General features: G+C 69.9%; 18 protein-coding genes. 10 read left to right on the top strand and 8 right to left on the bottom strand.

What is annotated here, in order from left to right; genetic code table 11:
• Positions 1 to 4 precede the first annotated feature (4 nt).
• The 6 genes from BJ988_RS14740 (at position 5) to BJ988_RS14715 (ending at position 7,227) form a co-directional block, all read left to right on the top strand.
• Positions 5 to 589 (top strand): flavin reductase family protein, encoded by a 585-nt coding sequence (locus BJ988_RS14740; protein ID WP_179658652.1) that lies wholly within the window; start codon positions 5 to 7, stop codon positions 587 to 589.
• On the top strand, positions 589 to 1,764 hold the full coding sequence (locus BJ988_RS14735) for an acyl-CoA dehydrogenase family protein (RefSeq protein ID WP_179658651.1): 1,176 nt from the start codon (positions 589 to 591) through the stop codon (positions 1,762 to 1,764). Before BJ988_RS14740 ends, BJ988_RS14735 begins: the two co-directional genes overlap by 1 nt.
• A gap of 25 nt (positions 1,765 to 1,789) precedes the next feature.
• Positions 1,790 to 2,704 (top strand): LLM class F420-dependent oxidoreductase, encoded by a 915-nt coding sequence (locus BJ988_RS14730; RefSeq protein ID WP_179658650.1) that lies wholly within the window; start codon positions 1,790 to 1,792, stop codon positions 2,702 to 2,704.
• A gap of 215 nt (positions 2,705 to 2,919) precedes the next feature.
• Positions 2,920 to 5,682 (top strand): branched-chain amino acid ABC transporter permease/ATP-binding protein, encoded by a 2,763-nt coding sequence (locus BJ988_RS14725; RefSeq protein WP_179658649.1) that lies wholly within the window; start codon positions 2,920 to 2,922, stop codon positions 5,680 to 5,682.
• Positions 5,679 to 6,425, top strand: coding sequence for an ABC transporter ATP-binding protein (locus tag BJ988_RS14720; protein ID WP_179658648.1), 747 nt, complete (start codon positions 5,679 to 5,681; stop codon positions 6,423 to 6,425). The genes BJ988_RS14725 and BJ988_RS14720 overlap by 4 nt, the downstream gene beginning before the upstream one ends.
• 46 nt (positions 6,426 to 6,471) lie before the next feature.
• Complete coding sequence (locus tag BJ988_RS14715; RefSeq protein WP_179658647.1) at positions 6,472 to 7,227, top strand: SDR family NAD(P)-dependent oxidoreductase; 756 nt, start codon at positions 6,472 to 6,474, stop codon at positions 7,225 to 7,227.
• Positions 7,228 to 7,290: 63 nt separating this feature from the next.
• Here BJ988_RS14715 and BJ988_RS14710 read toward each other — a convergent pair whose 3' ends face one another.
• From BJ988_RS14710 to BJ988_RS14695, 4 genes are all read right to left on the bottom strand, one after another.
• Complete coding sequence (locus tag BJ988_RS14710; RefSeq protein ID WP_179658646.1) at positions 7,291 to 8,826, bottom strand: FAD-dependent oxidoreductase; 1,536 nt, start codon at positions 8,824 to 8,826, stop codon at positions 7,291 to 7,293.
• Positions 8,823 to 9,743, bottom strand: a complete 921-nt coding sequence (locus tag BJ988_RS14705; RefSeq protein WP_218860875.1) for a 3-carboxyethylcatechol 2,3-dioxygenase — start codon at positions 9,741 to 9,743, stop codon at positions 8,823 to 8,825. Before BJ988_RS14705 ends, BJ988_RS14710 begins: the two co-directional genes overlap by 4 nt.
• A gap of 176 nt (positions 9,744 to 9,919) precedes the next feature.
• Positions 9,920 to 11,185, bottom strand: a complete 1,266-nt coding sequence (locus BJ988_RS14700) for an ABC transporter substrate-binding protein (protein ID WP_179658645.1) — start codon at positions 11,183 to 11,185, stop codon at positions 9,920 to 9,922.
• Between the two features lie 251 nt (positions 11,186 to 11,436).
• A complete protein-coding gene (locus BJ988_RS14695) occupies positions 11,437 to 12,432 on the bottom strand; it encodes a MaoC family dehydratase (RefSeq protein ID WP_179658644.1) in 996 nt (331 codons plus the stop codon).
• 136 nt (positions 12,433 to 12,568) lie between these two features.
• Here BJ988_RS14695 and BJ988_RS14690 point away from each other — a divergent pair, with 136 nt between their 5' ends.
• Positions 12,569 to 13,720 (top strand): acyl-CoA dehydrogenase family protein, encoded by a 1,152-nt coding sequence (locus BJ988_RS14690; RefSeq protein WP_179658643.1) that lies wholly within the window; start codon positions 12,569 to 12,571, stop codon positions 13,718 to 13,720.
• Positions 13,721 to 13,780: 60 nt separating this feature from the next.
• On the opposite strand, the gene BJ988_RS14685 is transcribed toward BJ988_RS14690, so the two are convergent.
• Positions 13,781 to 14,593: a crotonase/enoyl-CoA hydratase family protein gene (locus BJ988_RS14685; protein ID WP_179658642.1), complete on the bottom strand. Its 813-nt coding sequence runs from the start codon at positions 14,591 to 14,593 to the stop codon at positions 13,781 to 13,783.
• Positions 14,594 to 14,610: 17 nt separating this feature from the next.
• Positions 14,611 to 14,916: a hypothetical protein gene (locus BJ988_RS14680; RefSeq protein WP_179658641.1), complete on the bottom strand. Its 306-nt coding sequence runs from the start codon at positions 14,914 to 14,916 to the stop codon at positions 14,611 to 14,613.
• A gap of 230 nt (positions 14,917 to 15,146) precedes the next feature.
• On the opposite strand from BJ988_RS14680, the gene BJ988_RS14675 reads away from it, so the two are divergent.
• The 3 genes from BJ988_RS14675 to BJ988_RS14665 all read left to right on the top strand — a co-directional run bounded on the left by BJ988_RS14675 (position 15,147) and on the right by BJ988_RS14665 (position 19,415).
• Positions 15,147 to 16,010 carry an aldolase/citrate lyase family protein gene (locus BJ988_RS14675; protein ID WP_179658640.1) on the top strand — a complete coding sequence of 288 codons (864 nt, stop codon included), beginning with the start codon at positions 15,147 to 15,149 and terminating at the stop codon, positions 16,008 to 16,010.
• Between the two features lie 64 nt (positions 16,011 to 16,074).
• Positions 16,075 to 18,225, top strand: a complete 2,151-nt coding sequence (locus tag BJ988_RS14670; protein ID WP_179658639.1) for an acyl-CoA dehydrogenase family protein — start codon at positions 16,075 to 16,077, stop codon at positions 18,223 to 18,225.
• On the top strand, positions 18,222 to 19,415 hold the full coding sequence (locus BJ988_RS14665; RefSeq protein ID WP_343051615.1) for a CaiB/BaiF CoA transferase family protein: 1,194 nt from the start codon (positions 18,222 to 18,224) through the stop codon (positions 19,413 to 19,415). The genes BJ988_RS14670 and BJ988_RS14665 overlap by 4 nt, the downstream gene beginning before the upstream one ends.
• A 74-nt stretch (positions 19,416 to 19,489) precedes the next feature.
• On the opposite strand, the gene BJ988_RS14660 is transcribed toward BJ988_RS14665, so the two are convergent.
• Positions 19,490 to 20,260: an SDR family NAD(P)-dependent oxidoreductase gene (locus BJ988_RS14660; RefSeq protein ID WP_179658638.1), complete on the bottom strand. Its 771-nt coding sequence runs from the start codon at positions 20,258 to 20,260 to the stop codon at positions 19,490 to 19,492.
• 144 nt (positions 20,261 to 20,404) lie between these two features.
• Complete coding sequence (locus tag BJ988_RS14655; RefSeq protein ID WP_179658637.1) at positions 20,405 to 21,733, bottom strand: TetR/AcrR family transcriptional regulator; 1,329 nt, start codon at positions 21,731 to 21,733, stop codon at positions 20,405 to 20,407.
• Positions 21,734 to 21,754 lie beyond the last annotated feature (21 nt).

The raw sequence follows: 21,754 nt of genomic DNA, 5'->3' as shown, positions 1-21,754 counted from the left end.
GCACATGAGCATCGACACCGACGCCGCCAACAAGGTGCTGGGCGGGCTGCGGCCGTTCCCGGTCGCGGTCACGACCATCGACGGCGGCTTCGCCAACGGGCTGATGTCACTCTCGGCGGGTGCCGCCAGCATCGTCCCCGAGGCACCCCGGGCGACGATCAGCCTGACCAAGTACAACCTGACCCACGACCTGGTGGTGAACTCCGGCATCTTCGTGATGCACCTGCTCAGCGCCGAGGACGACCAGATCGAGGAGTCGCTCGAGATCCTGATGACGCTCGGCGGCAGCTCGGGCCGCGACGGCGACAAGCTGGGCAAGCTGCGTACCAAGACCGGGGTGACCGGCGCTCCGGTGCTGCTCGGTGCGCACAGCTACGTCGAGGCGAAGGTGGTCGGCACCCTCGACGTGCAGGAGAGCTCGATCTTCGTCGGTGACGTGGTCGCCGCGGAGATCCTCAACCCCGGCCACCGGCTCCAGATCGGCGAGGCGTGGGGGAAGCTGCCGAAGGAGTGGATCGAGCAGTACGAGACCAACCACGGCCCACAGCTCGACAACGCCCGCACGCGCCGTTTCGCCGAGGACGGCTGATGTCGACGGTGACCGAGCTGGGCCACACCGGCGCCTGGGAGCTGCCCGAGGAGCTGGTTGCTCTGCGCGACACTGTCCGTCGATTCATGAAGGCCGAGGTGCAGCCGCTGGAGTCGACCCTCCCGCACGACACAGCCGGCCTGCCCCGCGACCTGTTGGTCGACCTGCAGGCGAAGGCTCGCAAGATCGGTCTCTGGTCTCTGCAGACCCCCGAGGAGCACGGCGGAGCGGGGCTGAGCCTGCTGGGCCAGGTGGTCGTCGCCGAGGAGGCCGCCAAGTGCCGGATGGGCGCGTTCTTCCCGGCCCTGGGCGCCTTCGGCGGCAACCCGCCGATCGTCATGTACGGGGCCACGAAGGAGCAGTTCGCGCGCTTCGCGCAGCCGATCCTCGACGGCACCGCCACCAAGGCGTACACCGCGATCAGCGAGCCCGGCGGCGGCTCCGACCCGGCCCGGGCGATCCAGCTCAAGGCGGTGCGGGACGGTGACGCGTACGTCCTCAACGGGTCGAAGATGTGGACCAGCCATGCCGACGGCGCCGACTGGGGCGTCGTCTACGCGCGCACCGGCGATGGCCGCGGCGGCATCTCCTGCTTCATCGTCGAGAAGGACACCCCCGGCCTGAGCATCCGACGGATCGAGGTGATGGCCTCATTCGCACCGTACGAGCTCCACTTCGACGACGTCCGGATCCCGGTGGAGAACCTGATCGGCGAGGAGGGCAAGGGCTTCGCCCAGGCCAGCTCGACGCTGGTCAACGGCCGGATCCTGTACGCCGCCGGCCCGATCGGCATCGCCCAGGAGGCCCTCGACCTGGCCTGCGCCTGGGCCAAGGACCGCGACGTGTTCGGCGGCAAGCTCGCCGACAAGCAGGGCATCCAGTGGATGCTCGTCGACTGCGAGGTCGAGCTGCGCGCCGCGCGGCTGCTCACCTACCAGGCGGCCTGGAACGCCGACCTCGGCAAGGACGTACGCGTCGACGCCTCGGTCGCCAAGATGTACGGCACCGAGGCGGCCTACCGGATCCTCGACCGCTGCATCCAGATCCACGGCGCGCTCGGCCTCGCCGAGGAGCTGCCGCTGGAGCGGTGGTTCCGCGACCTGCGGGTCAAGCGGCTCGGCGAGGGGGCCACCGAGGTCCAGCGCGTCGTCATCGCCCGCGACCTGCTGCGCTGACCCTGGCAACACGACACGAGCGGAGATGGCTGTGAAGACGAACCTGATGTTCCCGATGCGGGCGGTGAAGCGCTTCCCGGAGTGGATCGGCGAGGGCAGCCTCGGTGAGCTGGCCCGTTTCGTGGAGGACGCCGGCTTCGACGGCTTCTCCGTCAGCGAGCACCCCTACCCCGACAAGGCGTGGCTGGCCAACGGCGGGCATCACGCCTTCGACCCGTTCGTCGCGCTCTCCATCGCCGCCGAGGCGACTCGGCGGCTCGAGCTGATCACGTACGTCATGGTCGCCGGCTACCGCAGCCCCTATCTCGCGGCGAAGTCGGCCGCCAGCCTCGACCTGCTCTCCGGCGGCAGACTCACCCTCGGTCTGGCGGCGGGCTACCTGGAGACCGAGTTCGCGGCCCTGGGCGCCGACTTCAAGCGGCGCGGAAAGCTTCTCGACGAGGGTATCGCCGCGATGCGCGCCACTTGGTCGGGGAAGGAGCACGACGGGCCCGAGTTCGGCATCGCCGGGCACGAGTCCCTGCCGTTGCCCGCCCAGCCGGGTGGCCCGCCGATCTGGATCGGGGGCAACAGCAAGGCCGCCCGCCGCCGCGTCGTGGAACTGGCCGACGGCTGGCTGCCGATGGCGCAGTCGGCGCAGACGGCGGCGATCACCCGAACCCCGCCGCTGGAGGACCTCACCACCCTGCGGGCGCTGATCGACGAGCAGAACAAGCGTCGCGCCGACCTCGGCCGAGGGCCGATGGAGGTGAGCTTCGTGCCGTTCGAGAAGGGCCTGCTGCGTACCGGCGCCGCGGAGTTCGCCGCCGCCGTCGCCCCCCGGCTCGAGGAGTATGCCGAGGCCGGGGTCACCTGGCTGACGATAGAGCCGGACAGCCGGTCCTACGCCGATTTCAGGCGCGACGTCGCGGTCATGAGCGAACGCCTGCTCCGCTGTTGACGGCCAAAAACTGACACCCGTGACCACATAGCCCGATGCGTCGACCACGCCTCGGGCCATGTGGTCGTACTGTCTTTTTGGGCGAGTAGGTGGCTCAGTTTTGTCCGCGACGTGATCGGCGACACATTTTTCCCTTCGATCCGTAGCGGTAGGCATCCTTCATGATCTAACGTCAGTGTCACTGATCACACTTCCATTCGAAGGGACTGCCGCCGATGACGCAGCATCTCGTGTTCCTCTTGCTCGGCCTCGGCAACGGAGCCGTCTTCGGGGCGCTGGCCCTCGCCATCGTGCTGACCTACCGAAGCTCCGGAGTGCTCAACTTCGGCAGCGGCGCGATCGCCCTCTATGTCGCCTACGTCTACGCCTTCCTGCGCCAGGGGCAGATCCTCCTGCCGATCCCCGGGCTGCCCAACACTGTCGACTTCGGCCAGCCGCTCGGACTCTGGCCGGCGCTGGTCATCTCGCTCGCCTTCGGGGCGCTGCTCGGCCTGCTGCTCTACGTCGCCGTCTTCCGGCCGCTCCGGACCGCGCCCCCGGTGGCCAAGGCGGTCGCCGCCCTCGGCCTCTCGCTGCTGGTCACCGGCCTGCTCGCCGAGAAGATCGGCACCGACGCGGTCGCCGTCGCGCCGATCTTCCCCGTCGAGCAGTGGCGCAGCGGTGACCTCTTCGTCTCCTCCGACCGCGTCTACTTCGCGCTCACCATGCTCGGGCTCGCGGTCCTTCTCGCACTCGCGTTCCGGTTCACGAAGTTCGGCCTCGCCACCCGAGCCGCGGCCGAGACCGAGCGCGGCGCCTACCTCAGCGGCATCTCGCCGGATCGGATCGCGGCCTACAACTGGATGCTCAGCTCGGCGGTCGCCGGCCTGGCCGGGATCCTGATCGCCCCCATCGTCCCGCTGGTCCCCGTCGCGTACACCCTCTTCATCGTCCCGGCCCTGGCAGCAGCGATCGTCGCGCGCTTCCAGTTCGTCATCTGGGCGGTCGTGGCGGGCATCGCGATCGGTGCGCTCCAGTCCGAGGCGCAATACCTGCAGACCGCCTACCCGTCGCTGCCCTCCTCCGGCCTGCCCGAGCTGATCCCGCTGGTCATCATCCTGCTCGTGCTCGTGGTGCGTGCCCGGTCGCTGCCGGCCCGCGGCGCGATCATCCTGCAGACGCTCGGACGTGCACCGCGCCCGCGTCACGTGCTCACGACCACCCTGATCATGACGGCGGTGTCCGTGCTGGCGCTCGTCCTGCTCCAGGACCGCTGGCGCAACGGCCTGATCACCACCTTCATCATGGCGATCATCGCGCTCTCGATCGTGATCGTGACCGGGTACGCCGGCCAGGTCTCCCTCGCCCAGCTGACCATTGCCGGCGCGAGCGGCTTCCTGATGGCGCCGATCGGCGAGCAGCTGCACATCCCGTTCCCCCTGGCCCCGATCGTCGGGGCGTTGGCGGCGATGGTCCTCGGGGTGGTGATCGGGCTGCCGGCGCTGCGCATCCGCGGGCTCACCGTCGCGGTGGTGACCTTGGCGCTCGCCTTCGCCGTCGAGGCGTTCTGGTTCCGGAACCTCGACTTCGTCGGCACCTCGGGCGTACGCGTCGACCCACCGACACTGTTTGGCTGGGACCTCGGCATCGGCGCCGGCGCCGACTATCCACGCATCCGCTTCGGGCTGCTGTGCCTGCTCGTCCTGGTCGCAGTCGCCGTCGGCGTCGCGCGGCTGCGACGCAGCCAGCTCGGTGCGCAGATGCTCGCCGTACGCGCCAACGAGCGCTCCGCGGCCGCGGCCGGTGTCAACGTGGTCCGGATCAAGATCCTGGCGTTCGCGATCGCCGCTTTCGTCGCGGGGCTCGGCGGGTCGCTCATGGCCTATCAGCAGCAGACGATCAGTGAGACGTCCTTCTCGGCGATGGCCGGGCTGTTCCTGTTCGCCACGGTCTACCTCGCCGGGATCACCTCGGTCTCGGGCGGTCTCCTGGCAGGCGTCACCGCGGCCAACGGCATCTTCTTCATCATGATCGACGAGGTCTTCTCGGCGGGCGGCTGGTACCCCGTCGTCGCCAGCGTGCTCCTGGTGTTCACCGTCATCCTCAACCCCGAGGGCATCGTCGGCCCCGCCCACGCCCTGATCGCAAAGCGTCGGCAGACGGTCGGGCGAGACGCCGTCGTCGGCTCGGGCGCCTCCTTCGACGATTCCGAGAAGACCGAGCACGTCGGCATGGACGCCGAGGCCTCCATCGAGCTGGAGCTGCGCGGCGTCGCGGTCCACTACGGCGGCGTCGTCGCGGTCAAGGATGTCTCGATGACCGCGCCGCGAGGCTCCATCGTCGGGCTGATCGGCCCCAACGGTGCGGGCAAGACGACCCTGATCGACGCGATCAGTGGCTTCGCCCCGCACACCGGCGAGATCGTCCTGGCCGGCGAGCCGCTCCAGGATCTCCTGCCCCATCAGCGGATCCGTGCCGGCTTGGGCCGTACATTCCAGGCGATCGAGCTCTACGAGGACCTGAGCGTGCTGGAGAACGTCAAGGTCGGCCTCACCGCCTCCGGTCATCGGCCGGAGGCCCCGGGAGCGCCGAGGAGCGGCGACACCGAGCGGATCGAGGCGGTCTTCCGGCTCCTCGGTCTCGACGCGGTCCGCGAGCGCCCGGCGGGTGAGCTCTCCCAGGGCCAGCGCCAGCTGGTCTCCATCGCGCGTGCCCTGGCCGGCCACCCCCGAGTGCTCCTGCTCGATGAGCCGGCCGGCGGTCTCGACACCGCCGAGAGCACCTGGCTCGCCGAACGCCTGCGGCGGATCCGCGACAGCGGCGTCACGATCATCGTGGTCGACCACGACATGGGCCTGATGCTGAGCCTGTGCGACCAGATCACGGTCCTCAACTTCGGCGAGGTGATCGCGTCCGGTACGCCGGCCGAGATCCGCGTCGACCCCCGCGTCGCCGAGGCGTACCTCGGCTCCCAAGCAGACAAGGTGGCCACGGCATGACGTCGAAGATCGAAGAGTCGGGCGAGCGCCCCACACCGGTGCTCGAGTGCCGGGGACTGGCTGCCGGGTACGGTGCGGTGACGGTCGTGCGAGATCTGGACGTGAGGCTCTCCGCCGGTCAGGTGCTCGCAGTCCTCGGCCCCAATGGCGCCGGGAAGACGACGGTGATGACGACGCTGGCCGGCCTCCTGCCCCGGATCGAGGGCGAGGTGGTGGTCAACGGCACGCCGTTGCCCAGCGCCCGTCCCGGCGCTGCCAACAAGGCGGGGCTCGTTCTCGTCGCCGACGACCGCGCGCTGTTCACCAGCCTCTCGGTCAGAGAGAACCTCCAGATCGCCCAGAAGAGCGGAGGCCCGAGCCTCGAGGCCACCATGGAGATGTTCCCGGCGCTGAAGAAGCGGCTCAAGGTCTCCGCCGGCTCCATCTCCGGAGGCGAGCAGCAGATGCTCGCCGTCGCGAGGGCACTCGTGCAGCAGCCCAAGGTGCTGCTCATCGACGAGATGAGCATGGGTCTGGCCCCCGTCATCGTCGAGGAGCTGCTTCCCGTCGTACGCCGCATCGCCGACGAGACCGGAGCCGTGGTCGTGCTCGTGGAGCAGCATGTCCACCTCGCCCTCGAGGTCGCCGACGAGGCGCTGGTGCTGGTGCACGGCGACGTACGCCTGCAGGGAAGCGCCGCGGAGCTGGCTGTTCACCCCGAGCGGCTCGAGGCGGCCTACCTGGGCGAGGCCGCCGCGGTCTGAAGCCGGGCCCGAGAACCGCTCGGGCACAGGGAAGGAAGGTAGCGCCATGACACGATCCCTCGAGGGCAAGGTGGCCCTCATCAGCGGGACGGGTGGCGGCATCGGTCGCGCCGGAGCGTTGCGCTTCGCCGAGGCCGGCGCCCGGGTGGTCGGCTGCGACGTCGACGCCGAGAGTGCGGCACAGACGCAGGCGCTGGTCACCGAGGCGGGCGGCACGATGATCGATGTCTCGCCGCTCGACCTCGGCGATCTCGAGGAGTGCCGGCGGTGGGTGGACCGGGCGGTGACCGGGTTCGGCCAGGTGGATGTGCTGTGGAACAACGCCTCCACGGGCGCCTTCGGCACCATCGAGTCGATGACGGCGCAGGAGTGGGACCGCTCGATCCGCAACGAGCTCACCCTGGTCTTCCTTGCCACGAAGGCGGCCTGGTCGCAGCTGGGCGCGGGCGGCGGACTGATCATCAACACCGCCTCGGTCGCCGGGCATGGCGGCAGTGTCGCCGGGATCGCTCACTCCGCGGCCAAGTGGGGCGTACGCGGCATGACCCACGTCATGGCCGCCGAGGGCGCCCCGCGCGGCATCCGGGCGGTCAGCATCAGCCCCGGCGTCGTCGAGACGCCCGGTTCTGCCGAGCAGCTCTCCCCGCCCGGGGTGCTCGACGGGCTGCTGGCGAAGTCGCTGGTGCCGCGACTGGGTCAGCCTGACGACATCGCCAAGCTCGCTGCCTACCTCGCCTCGGACGACGCCTCGTTCGCCACCGGCGCCGACTTCCGCGTCGACGGCGGCCTGGTCAACCACTGATCTCCCACACCACCGCCGAGTCGGCTCGTCCTGACGGACAGGACGAGCCGACTCGGCGGTTTGTCAGCTGCTCAGCAGGGTGCGCTGCTCATCGGGGTCGACGAGCTTGATCCGTGGCCGTCCGGACTCGCGGCCGAGCTGCTTCTCACGGCCGTCGATCTTGGCCCAGGCGTCCATGCCGACGCCGACGGAGGGGATCTCGCCGGTCGGGTCGGGCAGGAGACCGGCCTCGAAGTCGGCCACCAGGGCACCGACGGTCTCCTTCGCGCACCACTTGTTGGCGCCGATCCCGCCGGACGGACCGCGCTTGATCCAGCCGGAGACGTACAGACCGGGAGCGACGCGCCCGTCCTCGTTGGGTACGCGGCCGAGCGCCTCGTCGAACGGTAGACCGGGCACCGGTCGGCCGCGGTAGCCGATGGCGCTGAGCACCAGGCCGGCCTCCAGCTCGTCGCCGTCGTCGAAGCGGACCGCACGTACGGAGGTCTCGCCGAGCAGGTCGGTGGGGCGTAGACCGAAACGGAACTCGAGCCGGTGCTCGGCGTCGTCTCCGGTGAGGCCACGCAGGAGGTCGAGCTTGTGCGCGACGATCGGGTCCTCGCTGGCGACGTCGAGGTCCTCGGGACGTACGGACAGGCCGAGGCCGGCCACCTGGGTCAGGCCGATCAGCTCGCCCGCGGTGAATGCGGCGTGCTCGGGGCCGCGCCGACCGACCAGGACGACCTCGCGGATCTTGCTCTCAGCCAGAGCCTCGAGCGCGTGGGCGGCGATGTCGCTCCTGCGCAACACGTCCGGGGTGGCGAGCAGGATCCGGGCGACGTCGAGGGCGACGTTGCCGTTGCCGATGACGACGGCTCGCTCGGAGGTGAGGTCGAACTCCAACCCGGCCTGGGCCGGATGGCCGTTGTACCAGCCGACGAAGTCGACCGCGGAGTGGGAACCCGGCAGGTCCTCGCCGGGAATGGCGAGCTTGCGGCCCTCGGAGGCACCGGTCGCGACCACGACGGCGTGGTGGCTCGCGGCAAGCTCCTCCAGGGTCACGTCGACGCCGACGTCGACGCCGAGCCGCACTGACACCCCGGGTGCTTTGAGCACCTTCTCGATCGAGGTCCCGGCGTCCTTGGTGGCCAGATGGTCAGGGGCGACGCCGTACCTCACCAGGCCACCCGGGGTGAGAAGCCTGTCGATGACGGTCACCTCGGCCTTGACCCCGCGGACGCCCAGGAGAGACTCGGTGACGTAGCCGCCGGTCGGACCCGTGCCGACAACGGCCACCTTGAGCGGCCCGGGACGCGTGGCGGTGAGGACGGGCTCGCGCGGGGGAGGGGCGTACGAGGACCGCTCGGGAGCCGCGAACCAGGCGGAGTTCAGGGCGAGGAAGGGCTCGTCGATCGGGTCCAGGTCGTAGTCGGCGGTGATCGCGCTGACCGGACAGACGTCGACGCAGGCACCGCAGTCGATGCAGCTGGCGTCGTCGATGTAGAGCATCTCGGCGGTGCCGAAGTCGGGCTCGCCCGGGGCCGGGTGGATGCAGTTGACGGGGCAGACGGGTACGCAGGCCGCGTCGTTGCAGCAGCTTCCGGTGATCACGTGCGTCATGGCTGAACCTGTTCGATCTGGGACGGGGAGGGAAGGGGAGCGGAGGTGGCGCCGGTCGGGGTCGTGGCGACCCCCATCCCGGTGATCCACTCGGGGACCGGCTCGTAGGCGACGGTCTCCATGGGTGTCGCCCCGGCGGCGACGGCGGCGATCCAGGTACGCACCTCATGCGCGCCGACGCCGGCGGGGATGATGTCGGCGTCGGTGAATGTCGCCAGGCTCTCGGGGTCCTCCGCGATGCGGGCGAGGAACGCCTGGTCCCAGTCGGGCACGATCTTCTCCCGGGCCGCGGCGCGACCGGCCTCGTTGACCGCGAGGCGCTCCTCGTCGGAGAGTCCGGCCGCGGCCGCCTCCAGGCTGGGCGGTGAGTGCGAGAGACCCCCGGAGCCGACGTACAGCACGCGCTTGCCGAGACCGGAGAGCTCTTCGCCCACCTGCCGGCCCAGCGCGTAGGCGCGACCGGGCGAGGCCAGCGGGGGAGTGGCGCAGTTGAGGTAGATGGGGATGACCGGCACCGTCGGCAGGTCGCCGATCAGATGGCCGTACGTCTGCCCGAACCCGTGGTCGAGGGCGACCTTGCGCACGACGGTGACGTCGAAGCCCTGGGCGAGCAGCGAGGCGGCGAGCGGCTCGGCGATCTCGGCCGGCACGTCGTAGGAGCCCGTCGGCGAGCCGAGGTCGCCGAGGCCGTCGGCGGCCAGCATCAATGCGACCGCCGGGACGCTGTCCACGAACGCGCGCCGGTGGTCGCTGCCGAAGAAGACAACGAGATCGGGCTCGAAGGCCGTCACCCGGCGCCGGGCCTCGTCGATGCCGGCCCGGAAGTGCGCACCGTGCTCCTCGGTGGCGTCACGGAGCATCCCCGGGCTGTGGGAAGCGCAGACGACCATCGTGTCGCTGGCCGGTCTTCTAGGCATTGGTCGTACTCCTTCTGACGTTCGCGCCAAGTCATACAGTGCGTTGGGCGGGGTAGATGTGACCTACTCTACAGGAAATCTGACAGTAGAGTCACTATAGATCTACTCCCGGGTGGAATGCGGACCGCCCGCCGCCCGGTGGAGTGCGGGCGACGGGCGACGGGCGGTCGGCGGGGTCAGCTCGCGGGGCTGTAGAGCTCCGGGTCGGAGGGGACCAGCTGGTAGTCCTCGAGCTTCCCGTCAGCCGTCGCTGAGGCGATGATGCCGTCGGAGCTGCACACGTTCGGCGAGATCGGCATCTGCTTGCCGTCGCAGGTGAAGGTCGCGCCGGCACCCAGCGGGTAGTTCGTCGCGGGCGCCGACTTCATGGCGGCGGTGACGCCCTTGGCGCTCACGTCGGTGATCTTGGCGGCGTTGAGCGCATTGATCATTCCCAGCATCGGCGAGTAGCCCGAGCCGGTGATGACCGACTCCTTCGCGCCGTCGCCGTACTTGCCGACGACTGCCTGGAAGAGCTTGGTGTCCTCGGCTTCCGGGTCGAGGTCCGAGGTGGTCACCACGTGGACGCCCTCGTAGCCGCCGGGGATGGACTTGGCGCCCGCGGCCGAGAGGCACTGGGCGATCGCCGTGATGGCGGCGTCGGGGTCGACGGCCTTGATGGCCTGAATCGCCGGCGTGCAGAAGCTCTCGTTGCCGAAGACGTGGTAGAGGCCCGGCTCGTCGGCGCTGGCCGCGGTGATCTGCGGCGTCATGTCCGCGGTGCCGGGCGGGATCGCGGAGACCTCGAGGTCGATGCCGGCGTTCTTGTAGAGAAGCGTGCCGACGTCGCGGGCCGGACCCTCGGCGCCGGGGACGCCGACGACGACCATGACGGCCTTGGAGACGCCTTGCTCCTTGCCGTCGGCGGCCGGGACGCCGAAGTAGGAGAGGCTGTTGAACAACGAGAAGTAGCCCGGCGTGGTCAGCGCTGCCTTGGTGCTTCCGCTCGCGGCGATGATCGGGATCCCGGCAGGGGTGAGGACCTCGATCGTCTGGTCGACCTCCGCCAAGGTGCCCTCGACGACGGCGGAGACGCCCGCGGTCACCATCTGGTTGGCGCAGTCGGTGGCCATCGCGGGGTCCTGACGCACCTCGCACACCTTGACCTCGACCTTGTGACCGCCGATCCCGCCGAGATACTCATTGGCGTACGCCGCGGCTGCCTGGGCGCCGCGGAACTCGTCGCTCTGGTCGACGGCCTGGCCCTTGCCTTCGCTGATGACGCCGATGGTGACGGGGGAGCCGGTCGCCTTGTTGGGGGTCCCGAGGGCTGCTGTGTCGAAGGCTGCCGAGCTTGCTTCGCCGGTGCTGTCGCTCGACCCGCACGCGGTGATCGTCAGTGCGAGGGCGACCGGGAGCGTGAGGGCCAAGGATCGGCGGAGGCCGGATCTGGAAACGTGCATTGGAATCTCCTAGGGAGGACTCGACCCACGGATGAAACTGAACATACATGTCAGATCAAGGTCTGGAGTGATCTTGGCATGACGTATGTCACATCGCAAGAGGTGCTGGGCCACGGCCCCGAACTTTTCCATTTCTGGCAGGTCGACGCCCGTGCGCTCCTGCCGCGACCGAGGTGCGTAGCTCGTGGAGGCGATGGACGTGAGGTAGACGCGCCTGTCAGGTAAGCGCGAGCGGGCGTGCTCCTGCGTGGTCAGGCGACGAGGGCCGTGTAGCGCCAGTCGAGCACCTCGCGGGCATCGCCGCCGGGCGCGTGTGCCGTGACGACCGAGCGCAGTCCAACGGCTGTGCCCTGCGTGAGTGCCGTCGAGGAGAGCACCTCGATCCGGCTGGTCACGGTGTCGCCCTCGTGGACCGGGCCGGTGTGGTCGCAGGACTTCCAGCCGAGCACTGTGACCAGGTTTGGCAGCGCCCGGGTGAGCTGCGCGAGGGCGAGTCCGATGGTGTGCCCGCCGTACACAAGCCGTGACCCGCCGACCCGCTCGTCGTGGTGGACGGCGGCGATGTTCAGGGTCAGCCGGGCCAGCTCGGGTGCCGAGGAGACGACGTCGCCCGATGTCATGAACGACTCTCCGACGAGCTCGCCGGTGGTGCGGGGGCTGGGGACGCGTGCGCGGAACTCCCCCAGGTCCCAGCCGTCGGGGGCGAGCCATGCATCGGTCCCGTCGGCGACCCCGATATCGGCGAGGTCTTGGTCATGGATGCGCCTGCCCGCGGCGGGGGCGGGGCTCAGGGGCAGCATGGCGCAGCGGTGGAAGTCGAGCACCGTCGCGCCGCGCTGATCGGTCGTGGTCATGCGCAGCGCTGCGAGCCCGGTCGGCGCCCGGTCGGGCTTCGGCGTGTTCTCGCGCAGGCCGACCACCTCGGTCCGGGTCGCCAGGGTGTCGCCGAGGTGGGGGAAGCGGTGGAACCGCAGACCGCGGTAGAAAAGGTTCGCCTTGACGTGGTGCGTGGCCAGTGTCGACTGCCCGATCGCGACGTCCCAGACCAGGCTCGGGCTGGCGACCGGGCTGGTGGATCCGGTGACCGCACGGGAGAGCTCGTGGTCCAGGGGGAGGCGCAGCCGGTCGCCGAGGATCGCCCGGTGGCTGGTGGCGAGTCCGTCGGTCAGTGTCACCGCCGGCGCGGTCTCGAAGCTCATGCCCACGGCGAGCTCGTCGAAGTAGGGTCCGCCCACGGATCTCGACATCAGGTGCCTTTCGCGTGGCCCGCGTCGTCGTCAGGCCCCGGGTTGTGGTGACGTGAATGTCACATCTCTCTTGGAGTTGCCTATCGTGACGCGAGAAAGCCTTGACCACAAGTGTCAGATCATTCACGATCAAGCCATGAGCAATCTCAGTCCGGAAGAGTCCTATCTGGTGCAGACAGTGCGCGACTTCGTCAACCGCGAGGTGAAGCCGACGGTTCGCGAGGTCGAGCATGCCAACGAGTATCCAGAGAAGTGGATCGATCAGATGAAGCAGATCGGGATCTTCGGGCTGTCGATCGGCGAGGAGTACGGCGGCGGTCCGGTGTCGACGCCGTGCTACGTCCAGGTCACCGAGGAGCTCGCCCGGGGCTGGATGAGCCTGGCCGGCGCGATGGGCGGGCACACGGTCGTCGCCAAGCTGATCGGCCTGTTCGGCACCGAGGAGCAGAAGCGGCGCTACCTCCCGCCGATGGCGACCGGCGAACTGCGCGCCACGATGGCGCTGACCGAGCCGGGCGGGGGTTCCGACCTCCAGGCGATGACGACGACCGCCCGTCGTGACGGTGACGACCTGGTGATCAGCGGCGCCAAGACCTGGATCAGCAACGCGCGCCGTTCCGGGCTGATCGCGCTGCTGTGCAAGACCGACCCGCAGGCGACACCGCGTCACCGGGGCATCTCGATCGTCCTGGTCGAGCACGGGCCCGGGTTGGTCGTCTCGCGCGATCTCCCCAAGCTCGGCTACAAGGGCGTGGAGTCGTGCGAGCTCTCCTTCGACGGCTACCGGATCCCGGCCACCGCCGTGCTCGGCGGGACCGAGGGCAAGGGCTTCGGCCAGATGATGAAGGGCCTGGAGACCGGTCGTATCCAGGTCGCCTCCCGTGCACTCGGCGTCGCTGCGGCGGCCCTCGAGGACTCCTTGGCCTACGCCCAGCAGCGCCAGACTTTCGGCAAGCCGATCCACCAGCACCAGTCGATCGGCAACTACCTCGCCGACATGGCGACCAAGCTGACCGCCGCCCGCCAGCTCACCCGATACGCCGCGGAGCGCGCGGACGCGGGGGAGCGCTGCGACATGGAGGCCGGAATGGCGAAGCTGTTCGCCTCGGAGGTGGCGATGGAGATCGCCCTCACCGCGGTCAGGATCCACGGCGGCTACGGCTACTCGACCGAGTACGACGTCGAGCGCTACTTCCGCGACGCGCCGCTCATGATCGTGGGGGAGGGCACCAACGAGATCCAGCGCAACGTGATCGCCAGCCAGCTTGTGGCACGCGGCGGGCTCTGACGGGAAAGATACGCGGGGTGAGCCGACCATCCGGTCAGGCTCACCCCGCAGTGGGGGATCTCAGCGGCCCTGCCACACCGGCGGGCGCTTCTCGGCGAAGGCGCGTGGGCCCTCTTTGGCGTCCTCGGAGAAGGCGATCATCGGCAGCAGCCGGCTGGTGGCCTCCCAGCCCGCCTGTTCGCCGGGCCGCTCGCCCTCAGGCGTCTGCCGCAGGGCGATCTGCTTATGCGCCTGCACTGCCAGCGGAGCGTTGCCGGCGATGGTCGTGGCCAGCTCCAGCGCGGCGGCGAGGACCTGGTCGGCGGGGACGACCCGGTTGATCAGATGGAGATCGAGGGCCTGCTGGGCGCTGATCGGGTCGCCGGTCAGCAGCAGCTCCATCGCGACGGCCTGCGGCAGCTTCTCGATGAGCCGGAAGGCGCCGCCGGCGCCGGCGATCAGGCCGCGCTTGACCTCCGGCAGGCCGAAGGAGGCGGTCTCGGCCGAGACGGTGAGGTCGCTGGCCAGCACCAGCTCGGTGCCGCCGCCGAGGGCGGGACCGTTGACGGCTGCGATCGTCGGCTTGCTGATCGCGTGGCCGACATAGCCGGCCAGACCCCAGGCCTCGCGGCCCTCGGGGATGATCCGCTCGCCGCGGCTGAGCGCCTTGAGGTCGGCCCCGGCGCAGAACGCCTTGTCGCCCGCTCCGGTGAGCACAACGACCCGGACGGCCGGGTCGTGCTCGGCCTGCGTCAGGGCGTCACCGACCACGAGGCACATCTCCTCGTTGACGGCGTTGCGTGCCTCCGGCCGGTTGAGAGTGATGATCATGATGCCGTCGCGCACCTCGGTCAGGGCCGCGGGCGACGTGGTCTCGGGTGTGGTCGTCGTCATCGTCGAGTCCCTCCGGATCAGTCGCTGGAGGGGAGCGGCTTGGCGCTCTTGATCGTCAGGGCCTCGCCGTCGAGGGCGAGCGAGCCCGTGCCGGGCTTGGTCACCAGCACCTCGATCGTGCCGGCCCCGTCGACGTACCTCTTGCCGATCGCGGTGCCGTCGGCGGCGTCGGCCGCCAGCGTCAGGCCGGGATCGGGTGTCGAGGTGAGCTCGATCACCGGAGATCCCCCGCAGGTGAGCGTGCCGTCGGTGGCGTCGGCCCGTACGACGATCATCTGGGTATCGCAGACCTGGCTTCGCAGGCGTGCACCGGTCTTCAGCATCGGACGTCCTCCATGGCTGCTATTGCTTACGCGTGTGGCATTGAACTGGCTCGACTGTAATCGCATGTCTGACGCTCTGTCTATGTCTGCAGTGGTGGAATCGCGCGAAGATCCACCCCAGCTTAGGAGTAGAATCTGACAGCGATGGTCATATACGCTGTTATCGGCGTCACAACCGTAGCGCCTAGCTGAGGAGCCGAGCCTGTGCCAACCGACCTCGAGGGGGAGCCGTGAGTGCGACCAGCCATCTCTACGTGCCGGGGAGCAAGCCCGAGCGGTTCCACAAGGCCGAGCAGGCGGTGGGCTCCGGTGCGGTGATCTTCGATCTCGAGGACGCGGTGGCGCCGCGTGACAAGGCCGCCGCCCGACAGTACGTCGCAGAGCATCTCTCACGCCCGCGACCGTCGGGACCGGCCGCGCCGCTGGCCTGGGTACGCCTCAACGCCGACGAGCGTCTCGAAGCCGACCTCGAGGCCGTTGTCGGTGCCGGCCTCAGCGGCGTGATCCCGGCCAAGACCTGCTCCCGCGAGGAGCTGGACCGGCTCGACGAGCTGCTGACGGCCGCGGAGGCCGAGCGTGGCCTGGCCCGCGGCCGCACCGCCGTCGCGCCGCTGATCGAGTCCGGGCTCGGGCTGGCCAACGCCGTCGACATCGCTCACGGGCCGCGTGTGACGACCCTGCATCTGGGCGAGATCGACCTCGCCGCGGATCTCGGCCTCGAGCCCGGTCCGGACGAGACCGAACTGCTCTTCGCACGCAGCCAGGTCGTCGTCGCCTGCAGCGCTGCCGGGATCACCAGCCCGGTGGCGCCGGTATCGGCCAACTTCCGGGACCTCGCCGGGTTCACCGCCTCGACGCGCGCCCTGCGCCGCCTCGGGTTCTTCGGCCGAGCCTGTATCCACCCCGACCAGATTCCGCTCGTCGAGCAGGTCTTCAGCCCCAGCGCCGAGCAGGCCCGCGAGGCGGCCGACATCCTGCGCCGACTCGAGGACGCCGGTTCCGGGGTCGCACTCGACGCCGAGGGCCGCATGATCGACGAGGCCGTCGCCCGCCAGGCGCGCCGCGTCCTCGCCCGCCGCCCGTCGACCACCTGAACCGTTGCCCGACCCCAACCACTGCGGCGGCCTCCCGTCGCCCCATCGATGAAAGGTGAGTGCCATGGCTTTGGCGATCACTGAGGATCACGAAGCGCTCGCCGAGGTGGCGAGCTCCTACCTGCAGCGCTCCGAGGCACGCGCCGCCGCGCGGGCCACGCTCGAGTCGCCGGCAGCTCTGCCCGAGTCTTGGAAGGCGGTCGCGGACCTGGGGTGGCTCGGCCTGCATCTCGACGAGGCCCATGGCGGGTCCGGCTATGGCCTGGCCGAGCTGGCCGTCGTCCTGGAGTGCTTCGGTCACGAGCTGGCACCCGGTCCGTTCCTGCCGACCGTCGTGTGCTCGGCGATCATCGCGGCCTCGGCCGAGGAGGACGTACGCACCGACCTCCTGCCCGGCCTCGCCGACGGTAGCCAGGTCGGGGCCGTCGGTCTCGTCACCGGGCTCAGCCTGAGCGCCGACGGCACCCTGACGGGCGAGAGTCGCGCCGTACTCGGCGCACCCACTGCGGACCTGGTGGCGCTCGTCGTCGGTGACGACGTCGTCGTGCTCGACGTGTCCGCGCCGGGCCTGGAGGTCAGTCCCGACGACGCCTTGGACAGCACGCGCGGCATCGGCACGGTGACCGCCGGGTCGGTCGCGGTGCCGCGCGAACGGGTTCTGATCGGCGCAGCCCGCCGTGCGGTGACCGCATTCCGGATCCTCGCCTCCGCCGAGGCCGTCGGCAGCATCAACGCCTGTGTCGAGGAGGCCACCGCCTATGCCAAGGTGCGCGAGCAGTTCGGCCGCCCGATCGGCACCTTCCAGGCGGTCAAGCACCACCTCGCCAACATGCTGGTCGACGCCGAGCAGGCCGTCGCAGCGGCCTGGGACGCGGCCCGCTCCACCGACCTGGACGACGCCTGGTTCGCAGCCGCGGTCGCCGCGGCGCACGCCGCCCGTGCCCAGGTGCAGACCGCGCGGCTGAACATCCAGCTTCACGGCGGCATCGGGTTCACCTGGGAGCACGACTCCCACCTCTACCTGCGTCGCGCCGAGACCGTCGCCGCGCTGCTGCGCGACGGCCGCGACCCGCTGCGCGACGTCGTCGAGGGCTACCGCGGGGGCACCGCCCATGGCGCCTCGTTCGAGCTTCCCGAGGAGTCCGAGACCTACCGCGCCGAGGCCCGGGAGGCGGTCGCCCGGCTACAGAGCCTGCCGGAGTCCGAGCGTCGTGACTTCCTCGTCGACAGCGGTTACCTGGTGCCGCACTGGCGCGCGCCGTGGGGACGCGGCGCTGGCGTGGTCGAGCAGCTCGTCATCGAGGAGGAGTTCACCGGCGTCGAGCTCCCCGACACCGGAATCTCGGGCTGGATCAGCCTGACCATCTCCCAGGAGGGCACCGAGGACCAGCAGTCGCGCTGGATCGACGACGTGCTTCGGGGACGCTCGGACTGGTGCCAGCTCTTCAGCGAGCCCGACGCCGGCTCGGACGCGGCCGCGGTGCGCACCGTCGGCAAGCGGGTCGAGGGTGGTTGGCTGGTCACCGGGCAGAAGGTCTGGACCAGCACCGCGGCATCGTGCCAGTGGGGCCTGGCCACGGTGCGTACCGACTCCAGCGCCGGCAAGCATGCCGGCGTCACGATGATGGCGATCGACATGGGCCACCCCGGTGTGGAGATCCGACCGCTGCGCGAGCTGACCGGCGACGCGCTCTTCAACGAGGTCTTCTTCGACGACGTCTTCGTGCCCGACGCCGACGTCGTCGGCGGGGAGGGGCAGGGCTGGAAGGTGGCCCGCGCCACCCTGGGCAACGAGCGCGTCTCCATCGGCGGCGGCAGCGGATCGATCTCCTTCGGGCCCACCCAGCTGCTCGAGCTGCTCGACGAGGGTCCCGGCCTGCCGGCGTACGCCGAGCACGAGGTCGGTGCGGTGCTGCTGGAGGCGTACACGCTGAAGCTGCTCAACATGCGCCTCGCGAGCCGGGCTCTGGCCGGTGGCCGTCCGGGGCCGGAGGCCAACATCACCAAGCTGCTCAAGGCCGAGCACTCCCAGCGGATCACCAACCTCGGCATGGTGCTCGCCGGCACCGCGGCGGTCACCGGGCGCCGGCCGGAGGTGAGCGACCCTTACCTGTTCGCGCGCTGTTTGACCATCGCCGGCGGCACGTCGGAGATCATGCGCAACACGATCGCGGAGCGGCTGCTCGGCCTGCCGCGCGATCCGCTGGCGCGGTGAGCACCGTGTCGGACCTTCCCCTCGACGGCATCACCGTGGTCAGCCTGGAGCAGGCGGTGGCGGCGCCGTACGCCAGTCGGCAGCTCGCCGACCTGGGCGCCCGGGTGATCAAGATCGAGCGGCCCGGCACCGGCGACTTCGCGCGCGGCTACGACGACACGGTGCACGGTGAGTCCAGCTACTTCGTCTGGTTGAACCGCTCCAAGGAGTCGCTCACGCTCGACCTGAAGACTCCCCAGGGGATGCAGATCCTGTGGGAGCTGCTGACCGAGGCCGACGTCCTGGTGCAGAACCTCGGTCCCGGCGCCAGCGCCCGGATGGGCCTCGGCGCGGCCGCGCTCGCCGAGTCCCACCCGCGTCTGATCGTGTGCGACATCTCCGGCTACGGCGCCGACGGCCCGTGGCAGGACCGGAAGGCGTACGACCTCCTCGTGCAGGCCGAGGCCGGGCTGCTGTCGGTCACCGGCTCGGAGGACGAGGTCGCCAAGGCGGGGATCTCGGTGGCCGACATCGCCGCCGGCTCGTTCGCCTACTCCGGAATCCTGGCCGCGCTCTTCACCCGGGCGACCACCGGCCGGGTCCGCCCGGTCTCGGTCTCGCTGTTCGAGGCGCTTGCCGAGTGGATGGGCTCACCGGCCTACTACACCCGCTACGGCGGTACGAGTCCGCTGCGGACCGGCGCCCGGCACGCCACCATCGCGCCGTACGGTCCGTTCGTCGCCGGTGACGGTGAGGCCGTCCTGCTCGCCGTGCAGAACCACCGCGAGTGGGTACGACTGTGCGAGGAGGTGCTCGAACGGCCCGACCTGGTCGCCGACCCGCGCTTCGCTCGCAACCCCGACCGGGTCGCGCACCGCGACGAGCTGGAGCCGATCATCGCCGAAGGGGTCACCGGGTTCACCAGCGCCGAGCTCGCCGCCCGGCTGGAAGCCGCCGGCATCGCCAACGCTCGGATGAACACCATGGCCGAGCTCTGGGCGCACCCCGTGCTCGCCGAGCGGAAGCGCTGGCGTGAGGTGGCCACTCCGGGGGGACCCGCCGAGGCGCTGGTGCCGCCCGCGTCCCTGGCCGGGATCGAGCCGCGGATGGACCCGGTGCCTGCGGTCGGGGAGCACAGCGAGGCCATCTTGGCCGCCCTGGGTCGTACGCCGGCCGAGGTCGAGGCGCTCCGAGCCGCTGCGATCATCTGAGCGGCGTCGAAAGAGCGGGCGCCCGGCCGGTCGGCCGGGCGCCCGCTCGTTGTCGTACGGGTTTGTGCTCCTGCCTACTTGGGCTGGAAGCGCAGCGCTCCGTCGATGCGGATGACTTCGCCGTTGAGGTAGTCGTTCTCGGCGATGTGCGCGACCAGGGCGGCGTACTCCGACGGGCTGCCCATCCGATTCGGGAACGGCACGGCGGAGCCCCAGAACTTCTCGGCCTCGTCGCGCTCCATCTTGAAGGCGGGCGTGAAGAACGTGCCCGGCGCGATCGCCATCACCCGGATGCCGAGCTTGGACAGGTCGCGTGCCGCGGGGACGGTGAGGCCGACGACGCCGCCCTTGGCGGCGGAGTAGGCGGTCTGGCCGATCTGCCCCTCGAAGGCGGCGATGCTGGCGGTGTTCACCACGACCCCGCGGCAGCCGCCCTCGTCGGGCTCGTTCTTGGCCATCGCGGCCGCGCCCAGGCGCAGCACGTTGAAGGTGCCGTTGAGGAACAGGTTGATGTACCACTGGAACTGGTCCATCGGCGCGGGCGAGCCGTCGCGTCCGACGACGCGTGAGGCGCCGGCTCCGCCGCCGTGGGCATTGACGACGACGCGCAAGGGGGCGAGATCGGCCGCCGCGGCCAGGGCCTCGTTGACGCTCGCCTCGTCGAGCACGTCGGTGCGGACGTACGTCACGTTGCCGCCGACCTCGGCGGCGAGCGACTTGCCGGCCTCATCGTTGAGATCGGCGATCACGACCGCCGTCCCGAGGCTGGCGAGCTTGCGCACCGTGGCCTCTCCCAGGCCACCTGCGCCTCCAGTGACGATGGCCGATGCCTGACTGATGTCCATTGTCCAACTTCCTCTCGAGAGCGTGCGTCGGTCAGGAAACCACCGACCTCGCAAAGATGACACAAACGTCAGATCGAATCAAGAGGTAGCGAGAACTCCAACGGAAGACGGGGCCTTTCCGCGGCGGTGTGGCGAATCGGGGTGTCAGATCGTGTGGCTGAAGAAGCCGCGTCTGATGCACGCGACCAGCAGTTCGATGATCTGGTCGTCGGTGGCGTCGGGCGCCATCTCCCGGAGTGCCTCAGGCAGCCGGGTGATCAGTGCGCGCAGGATCAGCGCGCCGGCCACCGGATCGAACGGATAGGTCCGCTGTGCCGAGGTCAGCGCGGCTTCGAGGGCAAGATCCATCGAAGCCTGGGCGTGTGCGCCGATAGCCGCGATCAGCTCGTCGTCGGTGGTCTGCTCGGTCCAGACGTCGATGGAGCCGCTGTACTTGCCCAGGTAGGCCATGAAGTCGCTCAACCACGTGCGAAGCTCGGTGTCATCGTCTGCGCCGAGGTCGAGGCCGCGCATGCGGTCCGCCAGCTCGAGCGCTCGGCCGGCGGATTCGACGGTCACGGCGAGCAACAGGTCCTGCTTCTCGCTGAAGTACTTGTAGAACGTGCCGCGGGCGAATCCGGCGTCGGCGACGATGTCGTCCACGCTCGTGCGGAAGTACCCCTTGCTCGTGAACTGCGCCGCACCTGCGTCGACAAGGCTGCGTACGGTCGCCGCTGCGCGCTTGCTCAGTGCTTCGGTGCGCTCCTCGACGGAGATCCCAGCGGTCTTGGGCGCGGGAGGGGACTCGATGGGCTCCGACCCGACGATGCGATGGGCCAGACTCCCGAGGACCGTGTCAGACGACTGTGGGAAGACCAGCAGCTGGAGGAACAGCGATAGGTTCGAGATCAGGAGATCGGGATCGGCGTCATAGACCCGATCGGTGTGGATGTAGAGATTGAGTCGGTGGACCAGAGCGCTCACGACAGTTGCGGCGGTCACCGGATCGATGCCGTCGACCTCGGCGTCCTCGAGTCGCTCTGCGAGTCGCTTGTTGTACTTGGTGATGAAGCCCATGACTTCGGGACCGACCTCGGTGTCGACGGAGGCCACCACCGCCCACTGCACGAACATCGTCCGGTACTTCTCGAAGACCCAGCTCCACTCGCCGAGCCACCAGTGCAGGTTGTCGAGACCGATCTCGGTCGGGCCGAGCTGGCCGATCCGGCGGGCGACGCGGATCAACGCGGCGCCGCACTCGTTGAGGAGCTCGACGAAGATCTCGTCCTTGCCCGGGAAGTACTGGTAGAGCGTCGCACGCGAGACACCGGCACCCTTGGCGATCGCGTCGACCGAGGTGTTGAAGAACCCCTGTTCCGCGAAGAGGCGCAACGAGACATCGACGATCTTTCGGCGTGTGTCAGCACCGCGTCGGCCCACCTCGGGGCTGGACGGGCCATAGCTGGACCGGCGGACGATCGTGTTATCTGACATAGGTGACCAGTGTAGGGCCTG

The organism is Nocardioides panzhihuensis (genome assembly GCF_013408335.1).
GTDB lineage: Bacteria > Actinomycetota > Actinomycetes > Propionibacteriales > Nocardioidaceae > Nocardioides > Nocardioides panzhihuensis.
Note: the sequence above shows the minus strand (reverse complement) of the source record. Positions and strands in the feature narration are given on the sequence as shown.